The 15,527-nt window shown below is 70.4% G+C and carries 15 protein-coding genes; 4 read left to right on the plus strand and 11 right to left on the minus strand.

From position 1 onward, the window contains the following. Window positions 1–35 precede the first annotated feature (35 nt). From pufC to C882_RS01060, 11 genes are all read right to left on the minus strand, one after another. Window positions 36–1,256, minus strand: a complete 1,221-nt coding sequence (gene pufC / locus C882_RS01010) for a photosynthetic reaction center cytochrome PufC (protein WP_009538661.1) — start codon at window positions 1,254–1,256, stop codon at window positions 36–38. Further along, window positions 1,253–2,230, minus strand: coding sequence for a photosynthetic reaction center subunit M (pufM, locus tag C882_RS01015; RefSeq protein WP_009538662.1), 978 nt, complete (start codon window positions 2,228–2,230; stop codon window positions 1,253–1,255). Before pufM ends, pufC begins: the two co-directional genes overlap by 4 nt. 13 nt (window positions 2,231–2,243) lie before the next feature. Further along, complete coding sequence (pufL, locus tag C882_RS01020; RefSeq protein ID WP_009538663.1) at window positions 2,244–3,083, minus strand: photosynthetic reaction center subunit L; 840 nt, start codon at window positions 3,081–3,083, stop codon at window positions 2,244–2,246. Window positions 3,084–3,332: 249 nt separating this feature from the next. Beyond that, window positions 3,333–3,509 carry a light-harvesting antenna LH1, alpha subunit gene (gene pufA, locus C882_RS01025; RefSeq protein ID WP_009538664.1) on the minus strand — a complete coding sequence of 59 codons (177 nt, stop codon included), beginning with the start codon at window positions 3,507–3,509 and terminating at the stop codon, window positions 3,333–3,335. A gap of 13 nt (window positions 3,510–3,522) precedes the next feature. Beyond that, window positions 3,523–3,741, minus strand: coding sequence for a light-harvesting antenna LH1, beta subunit (gene pufB / locus C882_RS01030; RefSeq protein WP_009538665.1), 219 nt, complete (start codon window positions 3,739–3,741; stop codon window positions 3,523–3,525). 96 nt (window positions 3,742–3,837) lie between these two features. Beyond that, on the minus strand, window positions 3,838–5,289 hold the full coding sequence (bchZ, locus tag C882_RS01035; protein WP_009538666.1) for a chlorophyllide a reductase subunit Z: 1,452 nt from the start codon (window positions 5,287–5,289) through the stop codon (window positions 3,838–3,840). A 3-nt stretch (window positions 5,290–5,292) separates the two neighbouring features. Further along, on the minus strand, window positions 5,293–6,723 hold the full coding sequence (gene bchY / locus C882_RS01040) for a chlorophyllide a reductase subunit Y (protein WP_009538667.1): 1,431 nt from the start codon (window positions 6,721–6,723) through the stop codon (window positions 5,293–5,295). Window positions 6,724–6,741: 18 nt separating this feature from the next. After that, complete coding sequence (locus C882_RS01045) at window positions 6,742–7,698, minus strand: chlorophyllide a reductase iron protein subunit X (protein WP_009538668.1); 957 nt, start codon at window positions 7,696–7,698, stop codon at window positions 6,742–6,744. Continuing rightward, window positions 7,695–8,645: a chlorophyll synthesis pathway protein BchC gene (gene bchC / locus C882_RS01050; RefSeq protein WP_009538669.1), complete on the minus strand. Its 951-nt coding sequence runs from the start codon at window positions 8,643–8,645 to the stop codon at window positions 7,695–7,697. The genes C882_RS01045 and bchC overlap by 4 nt, the downstream gene beginning before the upstream one ends. Window positions 8,646–8,705: 60 nt before the next feature. Beyond that, window positions 8,706–9,872, minus strand: coding sequence for a methyltransferase (locus C882_RS01055; RefSeq protein WP_009538670.1), 1,167 nt, complete (start codon window positions 9,870–9,872; stop codon window positions 8,706–8,708). Then, entirely contained in the window at window positions 9,869–10,738 is an 870-nt protein-coding gene (locus C882_RS01060) for a polyprenyl synthetase family protein (protein ID WP_009538671.1), read from the minus strand. The genes C882_RS01055 and C882_RS01060 overlap by 4 nt, the downstream gene beginning before the upstream one ends. A gap of 63 nt (window positions 10,739–10,801) precedes the next feature. On the opposite strand from C882_RS01060, the gene crtD reads away from it, so the two are divergent. The 4 genes from crtD (at window position 10,802) to C882_RS01080 (ending at window position 15,322) form a co-directional block, all read left to right on the plus strand. Continuing rightward, a complete protein-coding gene (gene crtD / locus C882_RS01065) occupies window positions 10,802–12,331 on the plus strand; it encodes a 1-hydroxycarotenoid 3,4-desaturase CrtD (RefSeq protein WP_009538672.1) in 1,530 nt (509 codons plus the stop codon). Next, entirely contained in the window at window positions 12,328–13,245 is a 918-nt protein-coding gene (locus C882_RS01070; protein WP_009538673.1) for a carotenoid 1,2-hydratase, read from the plus strand. Before crtD ends, C882_RS01070 begins: the two co-directional genes overlap by 4 nt. Before the next feature lie 74 nt (window positions 13,246–13,319). Continuing rightward, entirely contained in the window at window positions 13,320–14,513 is a 1,194-nt protein-coding gene (locus C882_RS01075; protein WP_009538674.1) for a cyclic nucleotide-binding domain-containing protein, read from the plus strand. Next, the gene (locus C882_RS01080; protein WP_009538675.1) at window positions 14,510–15,322 is read left to right on the plus strand and encodes a methyltransferase domain-containing protein; all 813 of its coding nucleotides are present in this window, start codon (window positions 14,510–14,512) and stop codon (window positions 15,320–15,322) included. Before C882_RS01075 ends, C882_RS01080 begins: the two co-directional genes overlap by 4 nt. Window positions 15,323–15,527 lie beyond the last annotated feature (205 nt).

The raw sequence follows: 15,527 nt of genomic DNA on the forward strand, positions 1-15,527 counted from the left end.
CGCGATGGCGCCGTTTCTCGTCATGCTCCCGCCGTCTATTGGTTCGGTGCCATGTCCGGGTCCAGCACCTCCAGCGCGCGCGGCGTGATGGTCTTGGGGGCGAACTCATACGGGATCGCGCCCACGCGCTCCGCCGGGTCCAGCGGCAGCCGGGGCAGGCCGAGGCTGGGGTAGTGCACCACCATGTTGGCGCCGTACAGCGGCTTCCATGCCCCCTTGTGGCAGGTCTTGCAGTAGACCTTGCCAGGGTCGCCCATGGGGCCCAGACGCTCGGGCGGGAAGACGTCGGCCAGCGGCTCGATGTGCTTGGTGTTGATTTCGGCCGCCATGTTGATGCCGTACCACGCCGTCGATCGCGCCGGATTGCTCTGGCCCCAGTTGGCCAGCGCCCGGCTGTTGTGGCAGAAGGTGCAGTTGACGCCCAGGCTGTCCGACATCTGCATCATCAGTTCGTAGACGTACTGGGTGTCGTCCAGAAGCCCCGCCGGCGCCGGCGTGCCCGCGGTGGGCAGGGCGGTCAGCGACTGCACGTTCAGCGGCTTGGAGGCCAGCAGGTAGTCCTCGAAGGCCTTCTCCGAAAAGTAGTCGTAGACGTTCTGCGCCTTGAAGTCCCAGTTGACGTCCAACTGCCCGACGATGCCCGTGGTCTTGTATTCGCCGTCGCGGAACCAGATGGGCTGCGGCACCGGCTGGCCGCGGTGGCAGGTGTAGCACGTCACGCCCGAGGGATAGACGTGCGACCCCCAGTTGGTGTTGATGGCCTGCGTCATCTGGAACATGCGGCGGCTGACGATCTTGGTATAGGGCTCGTCCAGCGCCAGGTTTTCCAGGTTGTGGCAGTATTCGCAGCCCTGCTCCGGCGCCACCCATTCGGTGATCGCCGACATCAGGCGGATGAACTGGTCGGCGTCCAGTTCGCCCAGGACCTGGACGTTCTCGTAGACGTTCCTGGCCTTCTGCTCCTCGGGCACCGGCTCCAGCCGGTCGAGCACCACGCCGCCCTCGGCGTCATAGGCCGCTTCCGCCGCCGGCCACGGCGGCAGGGGCTCGGGCACGGCGTTGAGCGCCTGCTGCTCCACCAGTTCGCGCGGGTTGTAGACCTGCGCCATGCCGATGCCCCGGTGACCGGTCTGAACACTCTCCACCGGCGGCCGGTCCCAGTCGGGAACGATCAGGAAGAAGGCGGTCACCGCCAGCGTGGCCACCACGCCCCCGAAGATGGCGTAGAAGCGTTTGATGTTCGGATCTTCGCTCATTGCGGCGCCTCCAGAACACCCTGTGGCACGGGGAAGTCGCCCCAGATGTCGGGGTACGGCGGCGCGATGCCGTGCTTGACGCCCCACAGGTACCAGTTGTCGACGACGGTCCCGGTCAGAAGAATCCCGATGCCGCCGGTCAGCGTGGTCAGCACCGCGAACCACCAGGCCCAGCGGTGGATGCTCTCGAACGTGGCGTTGAAGCCCATGGTCCAGCGCCAGAACAGCGCGCCGCGCTCGGCCGCCGTGCCGCGATCGACGATCTCGTCGGCCTCGCGCTCGCCGCCGAAGCGCACCACCGCCAGGATGGTCGCGCCGTGCATGGCGAACAGCATGGTCGAGCCGTACAGGAAGAAGATCGAGAGCATGTGGAAGGGGTTGTAGAAGAAGTTCCCGTAGCGCACGGAAAACACCGCCGTCCAGTTCAGGTGCGGCACGATGCCGAAGGGCACGGCTTCCTCGAAGCTGCCCATGAACACCGGGCGAATGATGCCGAGGCTCAGGTACAGGAAGATCGCCGACAGGAACGCCCAGGCCACATGCGTGCCCATGCCGAGCGCGCGGGCGCGCCTGTACATGCGCACCCACCACAGCAGGATGGACGCGGTCAGGAAGAACCCGGCCAGTTGCCACCAGCCGCCCTCCTGCAGCGGCGCCAGGCCCAGGCCGTGTTCGGCGGTCGGCGGGCGCAGGGCCAGGAATGGCAGCTGGCGGATGAATTCCACCGGGTCCCAGTCCACCGTCGCCCACATGTTCAGGCCGATGATCTCGATGGCGATGAACCCGCAGACCAGCGATGCCACGCCCCAGGCGCCCAGGTAGACAGGTCCGATCTGGGCGTCGCCGATCTTGCCCAGCCAGTAGGAATGGACGGGGCGGCCCAGGCGCGGCAGCGACGTGCGGGGAAGGTCGATGCCTTCCTCGTTGGGGCCGTGCACCTGGACCTGGGTGAATATGCTTTGATACCGAGCCATTGTGCCGTCTCCCTCACATGAAGCCGCGCGGGTCCCAGAACGGCAGGTTGAGCCACCAGTTCCACCAGACGGGCCAGCCCTGGGTCCAGAAGGGGCCGCTGATGACGATGCAGATGGCCGACCAGATGCCGGCGTTCAGCGCAAGGAACAGCCCCAGCCGGTGAATGCCGAGCGCGCCGATCGAATACGTGATGGTGTCGCGGAAATAGGCGTTTTCATGCTCCGCACTCTTCGCCACCTCGCCCTTGCCGGGGTTGACCGCCGACAGGATCACGCCGCCGTGCAGCGACAGGGCGAACGTGGTGGTGAAGAAGAACGTCACCGCCAGCATGTGCGCCGGGTTCAGGTGGAAGTGCAGGTACTGGTAGCCGACGTTGCTCACCCAATCCAGGTGGCTGAGGATGCCGTAGGGGAACCCATGCCCCCAGGCGCCCATGAGCACCGGGCGGATGACCACCAGCGTGATGTAGGCGATGACGGCCGTGAAGTAGGCGATGGGCACGTGGTACCCGATGCCCAGCTTGCGGCAGATTTCCACCTCGCGCAGGGTCCAGGAGATAAAGGCGCCCAGCGCGAAGATGGTGATGAGCTGCCACAGGCCCCCGTCCAGCAGCGGCGCCGGCCCCAGGCCGTACTCCAGCGGCGGCGGGTTGATGCTGATCTGCCAGACGTTCCAGGTCGGCCCCATGGCCGCGCCCCAGACAATCAGCAGCGTGCCCATCAGCGCGCAGAAGATGGCCGTGACGCCGAAGAAGCCGACGTAGAACGGCCCGGCCCAGAAGTCGAAGAGGTCGCCGCCTAGTAACGTTCCTCCTCGAACGCGGTACTTTCGCTCGAAACTCAGCATGGACATTGCGGCGACTCCCAGAGCTTTTGTGCGGCCTGTCGCGATGCGACAGGCCTGCGTTCAGGCGCCACGCAGGCTCACGCGCCTGACCGGCGCGGGGTCGCAGTGTGTGCTTCGCACACGCCTTCGGCTCCGCGACCCTATTCGCGACGCCCGCCCACGGCGTGGCCGGTCGTCGCTCTGCGCCCGGCGAGACGGCGGAGGGACCCAGGTTTTCACCGTCGCCCCTCCGCCACCTGTCGCGTGCCGTCGGCGTCAGCCCGACGTCGGCGGCATCTGCCCGGCGGAGACGGACGGCTGCGGGCCGGTCAACCAGTTGAACCGGTCGGTGCTGAGCAGGATGAAGTGGATCAGCAGCGCCAGAACGAACAGGAAGGTAAAAAGCGCGATCAGCGCCCGTCGCGGATCGAAAAGAAGCCAGACCTTGTGCATGGTGTGCTCCTCCTCAGGTCAGCATGGGCAGGACGGACTGGACCGTCTCGACCATGGAGGTGTCGTAGCCTTCCTCGCCCGGCAGCCAGGGCCGCCAGATCCAGGCCAGGATGTGGGCGATCACCGCCACGCCGGTGAAGATCAGGAAGCTTTTCATGAAGATGTCGTGGAATTCCTTGGCCTCTCCTTCCGTCAAGCCGGAGATCGAGGCTCCGTGCTCCGTGTCTGCCATGGTGTCCTCCTCGGATGGTTGGGATCGGGCGCGCCGTGCCGGGGTCGGACCGGCGAGTTGCGCGCCCACACGCCCCGAAGGACGCCGCCGCGCCGGTCAGGGCGGGCCGGCGGACTCCGGTAGGGCCTCGTGCGCCCGCGTTACGCGGGCCTCGGTGACACGGGGTTCGGCGGCGGCGCGGGCGTCGCGCTCCGCCCGGTCGCGCAAGGTTTTGGCGGCCGAGATGCGCAGCAGGAAGGGCGTTTCCGCCACGATCCGCTCCAGCGCGGCACTTGCCGCCGCGTCCCACGGCAGGGCATCGCGCACGGGTGTCGCCGCGCGGTCGTCCATGGCCGTGCCCAGCGGCAGGATGTGGAAGAGGGCGTCGAACAGCGCGTTGCAGTATTCCTGAAGCACGTAGGTCGCGCCGGCGTAGCCCATGAACGGCGTCCCGGTCGCCCGCCGCACGATGGCGCCGGGGAAGCTGGCGGGGATGTACTGCGCCTTCGCCCCCGTCTCGGCCAGATACATGCGCTCGTTATACGAGCCGAACAGCACCAGCGGCGGGGACTTGCCCAGCGCCTCGCGCGCGGCGGCGTTGTCGGTTTTCTCTCCCGGTCGGCGGCTGACGGCGAAGGAGCAGGGGATGCCCAGCTCGTCCTCCAGATACCGCCGCAGGCCGTGGGTGTAGGTGGCGCTGGCGGCGACGGCGAAGCTGGCGGTGGCGAAGAAGTCCTGCGTCACGCTGCGCCACAGGTCCCACACGGGCTTGAGCGTGGTTTCCTTCTCTCGGCCGATGAAGGGTTCGGGATCCAGGCCCGTCAGGTCGCCCAGCGTGCGCAGGAAGTTGGTGGTGGCGAACATGCCGATGGGCGCTTGCAGGTAGGGCTTGCCCAGCGCCTCGCACAGCTTGCGCCCGAACTCGCGATAGAGGCAGATGTTGACGTCGGCGTCGCCCAGGCGGGGGATGTCCTCCAGCTTCGTGCCCAGCGGGAACACCAGGTTGACGGCGCACCCCATGCCTTCCACCAGCCGCGTGATTTCCGCCAGGTCGGAGGGCATGTTGAAGGTGCCGTACTGCGGTCCGATGATGTTGACCAGCGGGCGCGCGTTCTCGGCCCGGGCGGCTTTTCGGCACTTCGCCTTCTTCGCCCCGAACTCCTGCCACAGCCAGGCGAGCGCGCGGTCGGCGCTCTGCCACTGGTCCTCGTCGATGGTGCGCGGCAGGAAGCGCCGGAGGTTGCTGGCCTCGGGCGTGACGCCGCCGCCGATCATCTCGGCGATGGAGCCCGTGACGACGACGGCCGGCAGGTCGGTGTCGCGCGATCCGTTGGCGCGCTTCATGGCCGCTTCCGTGCCGTTCATCGAAAGCTCGTCCTCGCCGAGCCCCGTGACGGTGATGGGCAGTTCGTGGGCGGGCAGGGCGTCGGTGTAGTGAAGGACAGCCGTCACCGGCAGGTTCTCGCACCCCACCGGGCCGTCGATGACGACGCGCAGGCCCTTGATGGCGGTGAAGGCGTAGACCGCACCCCAGTAGCCGCCGGCGCGGTCGTGGTCGAGCACAAGCATGGCTCAGCCCTCCGTTCCGGTGGAGGCGGGGCCGTAGCCGGCGCGGCGGCCCGATCCGATGGGGCCGAAGAACTCCACCATGCGGGCGAACCGCTCCCGCCCGCGCGTCTGGGCGGCCACGATTCCGGCGATGGAGCCCGCCCCGGCGGCGCCGAACAGCGGCCGGGCGCTGACCATGTTGGTGAAGTAGATGGCCGGGATGCCCAGCTCCTTGGCCTTCTGCACCAGCGGCGTGGTGCCGACGGCGAGGTCGGGGCGCACCTCGCGCATGGCCTCCACGTCCTGTTCCAGCGCGGCGCGGTACTGGACATGGCAGCCGTGGGCGGTGAGCCACTGGCGGTCCGCCTCGCTCCATTCGGTGCGGGGGCAGGCGGTGCCGCAATAGGGCACCTCGGCCCCCGCCTCGATCAGCAGACGGGCGACCAGCAGTTCCGAGCCCTCGTAGCCGGAGACGGTCACGCGCCCGTTGATGGGGTTGGCGGCGAGCGCGCCCCGGATGGCCGCCACGGCTTGGGCGCGGGCGGCCTCGATGCGCCTGGGCGCTATGCCGGCGGCCTGTCCCACGGCGTCGAGCCAGGCGGCGGTGCCCTCCACCCCCACGGGGCCGGAGCCGACGACGGGGCGCCCGGCGCGGCGGAACTCGCGGACGCTGGCGGTGTAGAACGGGTGGACAGCGGCCGCCACGGCGCAATCCAGCGCCGCATACTGGTCACGCCATGTGCGGCTGGGGACCGGCGGGGCGACCGTCAGCCCCATGGGCGCGAGAAGCCCGCCGACCACCACGGGGTCGGCCGGAAACATTTCGCCGATCAGGGTGACGCGGCGGGCGTCTTCCGCGTCCGTGTCGGGGATGCTGTCGGGGCGGGCGACGGGGCCGACCTCGGCCTCCGTCCGCGCGCGCTTGAGCATGGCGCCGGCCAGGATGTCCTTGGCCTCGGCATGGGTGGGCACGCCGAAGCCGGGCACGTCGATGCCGATGACGCGCACGCCGTTCACCTGCTCCGGCAGCCGGTCCAGCGGCACGCCGGAGGCCGTGGGGACGCAAAGGTTCGTCACCACGATGCAGTCGTAGCGGTCGGGATCGGCGGTCTCCACCACCGCGTCCTCGATGTCCTGGAAGATGCGGCCCGTCACCAGGCTTTCGCTGTCGAACGGCACATAGCCGACCGTCCGCCGCGCGCCGTAGAAGTGCGCGGTGAACGTCAGCCCATACACGCAGCAGGCCGAGCCGCAGAGGATCGACGCCGTCCGCGCCATGCGCAGGCCGACGCGCAAGGACCCGAAGGCCGGGCACATGCTCTGCGGCTGGTCGTGCGGGCCCTTGGGGTAGTCCTCGGCCAGCCGCGCCAGCGCCGGACCCTTGCCCGCCTTTTCGGCGGCGTCGCGGAGGGTGTCGGCGGCGTGGCAGCCGTCTTCCGGAAGGTTACGTGTCATGGTCATGCCTCCCCCCGCTCAGGCGCCGTCGTAGATGACTTCGAGGGAGGGCCGGGCCACCACCTCGGCCGCGCACATATCCGCCATGGTGGCCGGTTGCAGCACCACGTCGCGGCCCACGTCCTCGCCCTTGAACAGGTTCAGGAGCCCGTCGTGGTCCAGCGGCGCGGGCAGCACCGGCCCGGCGGCGGCGGCCTCGGCGGCGAGGCTCTCGAACAGGGGCGCCCAGGGGGTGCCGGGCCGGCCGATGATCTGATAGCTGGCGGACTTGCGGCGGATGTCATCGTCGGCGGGAATGGAGGCCAGCACCGGGATGCCCACGGCCTTGGCGAAGGCGTGGGCCTCGCCGGTGCCGTCGTCCTTGTTCACCACCAGCCCGGCGACGCCCACGTTGCCGCCCATCTTGCGGAAGTATTCCACCGCGGAGCAGACGTTGTTGGCGACATACAGGCTTTGCAGGTCGTTGGAGCCGACGACGATGACCTTCTGGCACATGTCCCGCGCGATGGGCAGGCCGAAGCCGCCGCAGACAACATCGCCCAGGAAGTCGAGCAGGACGTAATCGAAGTCCCAGTCGTGGAAGCCCAGCTTTTCCAGCAGCTCGAAGCCGTGGATGATGCCGCGCCCGCCGCAGCCGCGGCCGACTTCCGGGCCGCCCAGTTCCATGGCGAAGACGCCGTCGCGCATGAAGCAGACGTCGCCGATCTCCACCGGCTCGCCGGCCAGCTTCTTCTTGGACGAGGTCTCGATGATGGTGGGCACGCTGCGCCCGCCGAACAGCAGGCTTGTCGTGTCGCTCTTGGGGTCGCAGCCGATGAGCAGCACGCGCTTGCCCTGCTGGGCCATCATGTAGCTGAGGTTGGCCAGCGTGAAGCTCTTGCCGATGCCGCCCTTGCCGTAGATGGCGATGACCTCGGTCTTCGTGCGCTTCGCCGGCGGCGGTGCGGGGGCGTGGTCGGTGTCGCGCGGAGTCATGAGCAGGCGCTCCAGTCCAAAATCATTTTTAGGCAGGCGGGGTCTTGGAAGGCGGTGCGGTAGGCCTCTTCGGCGTCCTCGGCGGGGCGGCGGTGGGTGATGAGGGCCTCCAGCGACAGACGCCCCTCGGCCACCAGGGCGCGGACGGCGGTCAGGTCGTCGGGCGCCCACTCGGCGGCGATGCGCAGGCGGGCCTCGCGCATGAAGGCGGGCGGGAAGGCAAAGCCGACACGCCCGGCGTAGAAGCCGGCCAGCACCACCTCTCCCCTGGGCGCGAGGCGGCCGATCAGGGTGTCGAGCAGGTCGGCGTCGCCGCTGACGTCGACGATGCATCCATAGTCGGCGCGGGTGTCGTCGCCGGGCGCGGTGACGGTGTAGCCGGTCGCACCCGCGCGGCGGCCGGGATCGTGCTCCCAGACCGTCGGGGGCGGGTGGCCCAGCGCGATGGTCAACCGGGCCAGCAGACGGCCGAGGACCCCGTGGCCGATGATGAGGTCCGGCGCGCGATCTCCGCCGGTGATGGCGTGGTGCGCGGTGGCGGCCAGCGCCAGCAGCACGGCGCGCTCGCCAAGGTCCGGGTCGACGGCATGGGCGCGGGCGGCGGGGACCACCACGCGACGGGCCGCGCCGCCGAACAGGCCGCGCACGTCGCCAAAGCAGCGGGCACCGGGCACGAAGACCGTCTCGCCCAGCCGATCCCGCACGGCCTCGCCCGCCGCCGCGATACGGCCGACGGACTCATAGCCCGGCACCAGCGGATAGCCCATGCCGGGGAAGGGCGGCATGCGGCCGCTCCACAGCAGGCGCTCGGTGCCCGTGGAAATGCCGCTGAAGGCGATGTCCACCACCACGTCCTCCGGCCCAGGCGCGGCCAGGGGCAGGCGCCGGAGCGTCAGGCGCTCGGGCTCCTCCAGGACGGCGGCAAGGGTGTCGAGGTCGGGGTGCACGGTGGATGTCTCCTGCTATGGACCAATCCATCTGTCAGCTTAAACTTACAGGCGCGAGTGTCAAGGCGTGTTGTCTGTCAAGGTGTCATTCCGCCGTGACACCAGCAGGCGCGTCATCAGCGGCCGCCGGGTGCGCGGCTCCCGGATCGCGCCGAAACCGGCCTCGCGGAGCATCTCCCGCAGGCGGACCGGAGTGCGTGTGTGGCCGCTGCCCATGGCGAGCAGGTAGAAGCCGAAGTAGGCATCGGTGATGGGCGCCCCGCCGGGCGTGCCGGACATGGGCTCGGCCACCAGAAGCGTGCCGCCGGGCGGCAGGGCGCCGGCGACGGCGCGCAGGATGGTGCGGGCGGCCGCGTCGTCGTGGTCGTGCAGCACGCGGATCAGCGTCACCGCGTCGGCCCCTTTTGGCAGCGGCTCGCGGAAGATGGTGCCGCCGACGGCCCTGGCGCGGTCGGACAGGCCTGCCTTGGCGAAACTCTCGCGGGCCAGGGCGGCGACGGGGGGCAGGTCGAAGAGGATCAGGTCCGGCGTCGCGGATCGGGCGGCGACGGCGCGCAGAAAGGTGCCGTCGCCGCCGCCCACGTCCATCAGCCGGTTGAAGCCGTCCAGCGGAAAGGCATCCAGCACGTCCTCCGCCACCAGGTGCTGCGACGCGCTCATCAGCGCCGAGTAGTCGGCCACCTGGTCGCGGTCGAGCGCGGCGGGATCGTCGGCGCGGGCGTAGGGCCAGTAGGACGCCAGCGCCGTTTCCCGCCGCTCCCCGCGCAGCAGACCGACGGGGTCGGCCATGTCGCGGTAGAGCATGGCGTGATGGCGCACCATGGCCTCCACCCCCGGATTGCCGAGCATGGCCGCGCCCAAGGGGCCCAGGCTCCAGCGGCCGTCGCGACGGGCGGAGACAAGCTCCAGCGCGGCGGCGGCCTTCAGCAACCGTTCGGCGGCGGCAGGGGAAAGCCGCAGGTCGGGCGCCAGGGAGTCGGTGGAGCGCGGGCCGTTGCGCAAGAGCGGGAACAGCTTCAGCTCCACGCAGGCGGCCAGCGTCTGCGCATAGACGAAGCCCGCGCACAGGTCGAACAGCGCCCTTGTCCGCCGCCGCGCCACCGGCCGAGTGAGCGGAAAGCCGGACGCCCAGCGCTGGAAGCGCGGGTCGGCGAGCGTCCGGTCGCGCCAGGCCGCCAGCCGGTCCCGCAGGCCGCCGCGCCGCTCGGGTAGGACGGCCTCTGTCATGCGGCGCTCTGGGCCAGGCCCTTGGGCAGGAACTTTTTGGTTTCCAGCAGGATCAGGTCGCGCAGGTCGTCGCGGCCCGGACACTCGGGGATGGCGCCGATGGCCTGGCGCACCAACCCGTCCAGCCGCGCCATGGCGCCGGCGACTCCCAGTTCGGCCGCCGCCGAGGGGCGTCCGAGGGCGGCGTCGCGACCAACGGGCTTGCCCAGGTCTTCCGCCTTGCCCGCGACATCGCGCAGGTCGTCGGCCACCTGATAGGCCTCGCCCAGCGTCTCCCCCAACTCCCGCCAACCGGCGTGCGGAAAACCCGCCGCCGCCGCGCCGGCCATGGTGGCGGCGGCGAACAGGGCGCCGGTCTTCTCGCGGTGATAGTCGGACAGCGACACGGCGGGCTCGCATTCCCACGCCTGCCCGGCGCTGATCCCCGACGGCAGCCCGGCCGAGGCGCCGACGATCGCCACCAGCGCCGGCAGCCGGTCGGGCGCTGCGGGCGCGGCCTGGGCGAGCACCTGGAAGGCGAGCACGATCAACGCGTCCCCCGTCAGCACCGCCAGGCGCTCGTCAAACGCCTTGTGGACCGATGGCTTGCCCCGGCGCGTCTCCGCGTCGTCGAAGCAGGGCAGGTCGTCGTGCACCAGCGATGCGCAGTGCATCAGTTCCACCGCCGCGGCACCCGCCTCCGACAGCCGGGGCGCATCGTCGCCGCAGGCACGCGCCACGGCCAGCGCCAGGCGCGGGCGGATGCGCGCCCCGCCGGGAAACACGGCATAGCGCACCGCGCGCGCCAGCCGGGGCGGACACGATGCCGCCTCGCCGCGCGCGACGGCGGCGTTCAACGTCTGCTCCACCCGCGTCATGGCATCCATGAAAACCTCCCCTGTAAATCTCTTTTGTCAGGGCGACGTGTAAGCTAGTGTAGACACAAGTTGGTGTCCATTTCCAGAGAGGTCTTCGCGGCGGTGGATCGGCGGGCGCATGTGGCGGTGATCGGGGCGGGCGTCGCCGGGCTGACGGCGGCGGTGGACCTGGCACGCCGGGGCTTCGCCGTGACGGTGCTGGAGCGCGGCCCCACGCCGGGCGGGAAGATGCGCACGGTCGACGTCGCCGGCCGCGCCATCGACGCCGGGCCGACGGTGCTCACCCTGCCGGACGTGCTGGAGGACCTGTTCGCCGACGCCGGGGCGCGGCTGGCCGATCATCTGACGCTGGAGGGTGCCGACATCCTCGCCCGTCACGCCTGGCCGGACGATGGCGGCCGCTTCGACCTGCCCGCCGACCCGGACGCGGCGGTGGCGGCGGTGGAGGCCTTCGCCGGCGCGGCGGAGGCCCGGCGCTTCGCCCGGTTCCTCAAGGATGCCCGGCGCATCTACCAGACCCTGGATCAGCCGTTCATGCGGTCCGAGCGCCCCAGCGTCGGCGGGCTGGTGAAGCGGGCCGGGGCGCTGAACCTGGCCGGCATCAAGCCTTTCGCGACGCTGTGGAAGGCGCTGGGCGACTACTTCCACGACCCGCGCCTGCGCCAGCTGTTCGGCCGCTATGCCACCTACACGGGTTCCAATCCCTACCTTGCGCCGGCGACGCTCATGCTGATCGCCCATGTGGAGCAGGCGGGGGTGTGGGTGCCGCAGGGCGGCATGGCGGCGGTGGCCCGTGCGCTGGCCGGTCTGGCGGAGTCGCTGGGCGTGGCGTTCCTCTACAGCGCCGACGTCTCCGCCATCCTGACCGGCCGGCAGGGGGTGGAGGGCGTGCGGCTGGCCGACGGCGCGACCATCGCCGCCGAGTCGGTGGTCTGCAACGCCGACGTGGCCGCGCTCTCCACCGGCCTGTTCGGCACCGCGCCGGCCGCCGCCGTGCCGGCTACCAGGCCCGCCGACCGCTCGCTCTCGGCGCTCACGCTGGCGCTGGTGGCGGAGGCCGAGGGCTTTCCGCTGTCCCACCACACGGTGTTCTTCTCCGGCGACTACCGGGCGGAGTTCGACGCCATCGCGCGCGGCCGCCTGCCGCCGGAGCCCACCGTCTACGTTTGCGCCCAGGACCGGGGCGCGGCGGCGGACAGCCCGGCGCCGCAGGGGGTGGAGCGGCTGTTCCTCATCGTCAACGCCCCGGCCACCGCCGACACGCACCCCCTTTCAGAGCAGGAGATCGCGCGATGCGAGGAGACGACCTTCACCCTGATGGCCCGCTGCGGCCTGACGCTGAAGACAGCGCCGACGGACATGGTGCGCACCGGCCCGGCGGAGTTCGCGGGGCTGTTCCCGGCGACGGGGGGCGCGCTCTACGGCCGGGCCTCGCACGGCTGGACGGCGAGCTTCGACCGGCCGGGGGCGCGGACCAGGCTGCCGGGGCTGTACCTGGCGGGGGGCAGCGTGCATCCGGGGGCGGGGGTGCCCATGGCGGCGCTCTCTGGTCGATTGGCGGCGGCGTGCCTGGCGAAGGACCGCGCTTCGATGCAGCCGTGAGCCGCGACGGCTACGTCTGGTGGTACGTGGATGCGGTCAGCGACGACGGGCGGGAGGCGCTGACGATCATCTGCTTCATCGGCAGCGTCTTTTCGCCCTACTACGCCTGGACCCGCCGCAAGGGCCCGACGGACCCGGCGCGGCACTGCTGCATGAACGTGGTGCTCTACGGGGCGTCGGCCAACCGCTGGGCCATGACCGAGCGCGGCGCGGCGAGCCTTGCGCGCGACGCCACCACCATCCGCATCGGCCCGAGCGGGTTGCGGTGGGAGGGCGGCGTGCTGACGGTGGATTTCGACGAGGTGACGGCCCCCATCCCCGGCCGCCTCAAGGGCCGGCTGCGGGTGCATGCCGATGCCGTGACGCCGCGCGCCTTCACGCTGGACCCGGCGGGCGCGCATCGGTGGTGGCCCATCGCGCCGTCCTCGCGGGTGGAGGTGGTGCTGGAGAAGCCCGCGCTGTCGTGGAAAGGGCGGGCATACTTCGACACCAACGACGGGTCGGAACCGCTGGAGAAGGGCTTCAAGGACTGGGATTGGTGCCGGGCGCCGCTGAAGGACGGCGGCGCGGCGATCCTCTACGAGACCCGCCCGCTGGATGGGCCGTCTCGCTGCCTGTCCTTGCGGATCGGGCGTGATGGGTCCAGCCGGGAGATCGAACCGCCCCCGCCGGTGATGTTGCCGAAAACCCGCCTCTGGCGCATCCGCCGCGCCAGCCGATCCCAGGCGCCGGAGGCCGCGCGGGTGGCGGGAACGCTTGAGGATACGCCCTTCTACGCGCGCTCTCTCCTGTCGCTACGGCTGGCGGGGGAGGACGCGACGGCGGTGCATGAAAGCCTGGACATGCGCCGGTTCACCAACCCGCTGGTGCAGGCGATGCTGCCGTTCCGCATGCCGCGCGCCTTCGGGCGCTGATACGCGGGTTGGATCGAAATAGGTAAAAGGCTATCCTTTTTCTCGGGGACGAGAACCGGGGGAAGGGGGACGCCATGCCCGACACCACAGGCGACGCCGGCCGCGCGGCCGGCGGGACGCGCGTCGCGCGCGCGGAAACGCAGGCGGAGCGCGCCGCCGTCTTCCGCTTCCGCTACGATCTTTATGTCGATGGCATGAAGAAGCGCCCGCCCACCGCCGACCATGCCCGCCGTACCCTGGAAGAACCGCTTGACGCGAGGGCGCGCATCTACATCGCCGAGGCGGGCGGCGAGATTTGCGGCACGCTGCGCGTCAACCACGGCGCCGAGTTCACGCCCGCACACCCGCTGCCGCAAAGCCTTGTCGACATGCACGCCCTGGGGCCGTTCCTGGACGCCTGGCCGGCGGCGCTGACGTTCTCCTCCCGGCTGATGGTGGCGTTGACGCGGCGCGGCTCGGCCATGCTGCATCGCCTGATCGGTCGCGCCTATGCCGATGCGCTGGACGAGGGCCGATCCTTCGATTTCTGCTACGCGCCGCCGTACCTGGTGGAGATGTACCTGCAACTGGGCTACCGGCTCTACACCAAGTCCAAGACCGACCCGTCGGTAGGCTATCTGGTGCCGCTGGTGCTGCCGCTGCGGGACTGGGACCATCTGGCCGAGGTCAACTCGCCGCTGTTGCGCGTGGCGACCAAGGCCGGCGCGACGCAGGCGCCGCCCGACCCCACCGTGGCCTGGTTCCACGAACACTATGGCGCGGCGCTGGAAACCTTCGACGGCCGGTACGACGCCGACCGCGCCTGGGCGCAACTCAGCCACGCCATGCACGCGCTGTCCGACAACAGCCCCGGCGTCTTTTCCGGGTTCACTGGGGATGAAATGCAGCGGGTGCTGCGTTCCAACGCCGTGCTGCGCTGCGCCGCCGGCGAGCGTGTCGTGCAGCGCGGCGACAGCCGGGACGAGATGTTCGTGGTGCTGTCGGGCCGCGTCGTCGTGCGGCTGGAGGCCGACGGCCCGCCCATCACCGAACTGGGGCCGGGGCAGGTGTTCGGCGAGATGTCCATGCTCAACCGGGCGCCGCGCTCGGCCTTCGTGGATGTGGTGGAGGACTGCGAGATCCTCACCTACACGCGCCAGGCGCTCGACCGCCTGATGAAGGTGGAGCCTGAACTGGCCGCGCGGCTCCTGCTCAACCTCGCCAACATCCTGGGCACGCGGCTGACCAGCACCAACGACCACCTGCGCGGAACGGGAGACAGCGCATGACCACCGACCTGGGTTCCTACGCCTTCGGCACGTTTTCGGAAAACGAGGCGGAGCTTGAACGCCTGCAACGTCAGGCTTCCATCGCCTGGCCCATCGAGCGCGCCGCCCTGCGCGCCGCAGGGTTGAAGCCCGGCATGACGGTGGCGGATCTGGCCTGCGGGCCGGGCATCGTGAGCCGCAGCCTGGCCGAGGAGGTCGGCGCCGAGGGCCGCGTCACGGGCGTCGAACTGAACCCGGAACTGCTTGCGGTCGCCCGCGCCCAGCCGGCGCGGGACGGCGCCGCCGTGACTTTCGAGGAAGGCAACGTCTACGACCTGTCCAACCTGCCGGCGGCGAGCTTCGACATCGCCTATGCGCGGTTCCTGTTCCAGCACCTGGAGCGCCCGCTGGACGCGCTGGCGGCGATCCGCCGCATCCTGAAGCCGGGCGGGCGGCTGCTCATCGCCGACAGCGACGACGCGCTGTTCGACGTGGTGCCGCGCCCGGCGGCGCTGGACGTGCTGTTGCAGGAGGCCCTGGCCGGCCAGCAGGCGCGCGGCGGCGACCGCCTCATCGGCCGGCGTCTGGCGGGGCTGATGCACCAGGCGGGGTTCGTGGGCGTGCGGCCTTCGGTGGTGAGCGTGACGACGGACGACATCGACCCTGAGTCGTTCCTGGACATCACCACGTCGTTCAAGGTGGAGCTTCTGCCGGAAGACCGCCGGCCCTGGGCGCGCGACCTGCTGGCGGAGACCTACGCGGCGGCGCGGGACGGGTCTCTGTATGGGTCGGTGGGCGTGTACTTCACCTCGGGCATGGTGCCGGAATAGCCGGTAAGGCCAGGTGTGGGGCAGGATGGCTGACACCGTAAGTAGATTCCTGCTTTCGCAGGAATGACGGTTTATTTTTTCTCTATAACAAACACTTAGAGAAAAACCCGTCACCCCTGCGAAAGCAGGGGTCCACACATGCTGTCTGCCGCCCTTGCGAAACCAAGGAATCGCGGGGAGCGCGAGGGGCCCACGTTGGGCCCCT

It is taken from the genome of Caenispirillum salinarum AK4 (assembly GCF_000315795.1).
Classification (GTDB): Bacteria; Pseudomonadota; Alphaproteobacteria; order Rhodospirillales; family Rhodospirillaceae; genus Caenispirillum; species Caenispirillum salinarum.

Excerpts from the sequence above, each read along its gene's own strand:
- pufC (WP_009538661.1), bottom strand. The coding sequence starts at position 1,256 with ATGAGCGAAGATCCGAACATCAAACGCTTCTACGCCATCTTCGGGGGC.
- pufM (WP_009538662.1), bottom strand. The coding sequence starts at position 2,230 with ATGGCTCGGTATCAAAGCATATTCACCCAGGTCCAGGTGCACGGCCCC.
- pufL (WP_009538663.1), bottom strand. The coding sequence starts at position 3,083 with ATGTCCATGCTGAGTTTCGAGCGAAAGTACCGCGTTCGAGGAGGAACG.
- pufA (WP_009538664.1), bottom strand. The coding sequence starts at position 3,509 with ATGCACAAGGTCTGGCTTCTTTTCGATCCGCGACGGGCGCTGATCGCG.
- pufB (WP_009538665.1), bottom strand. The coding sequence starts at position 3,741 with ATGGCAGACACGGAGCACGGAGCCTCGATCTCCGGCTTGACGGAAGGA.
- bchZ (WP_009538666.1), bottom strand. The coding sequence starts at position 5,289 with ATGCTTGTGCTCGACCACGACCGCGCCGGCGGCTACTGGGGTGCGGTC.
- bchY (WP_009538667.1), bottom strand. The coding sequence starts at position 6,723 with ATGACACGTAACCTTCCGGAAGACGGCTGCCACGCCGCCGACACCCTC.
- C882_RS01045 (WP_009538668.1), bottom strand. The coding sequence starts at position 7,698 with ATGACTCCGCGCGACACCGACCACGCCCCCGCACCGCCGCCGGCGAAG.
- C882_RS01055 (WP_009538670.1), bottom strand. The coding sequence starts at position 9,872 with ATGACAGAGGCCGTCCTACCCGAGCGGCGCGGCGGCCTGCGGGACCGG.
- C882_RS01060 (WP_009538671.1), bottom strand. The coding sequence starts at position 10,738 with ATGGATGCCATGACGCGGGTGGAGCAGACGTTGAACGCCGCCGTCGCG.
- C882_RS01075 (WP_009538674.1), top strand. The coding sequence starts at position 13,320 with ATGCCCGACACCACAGGCGACGCCGGCCGCGCGGCCGGCGGGACGCGC.
- C882_RS01080 (WP_009538675.1), top strand. The coding sequence starts at position 14,510 with ATGACCACCGACCTGGGTTCCTACGCCTTCGGCACGTTTTCGGAAAAC.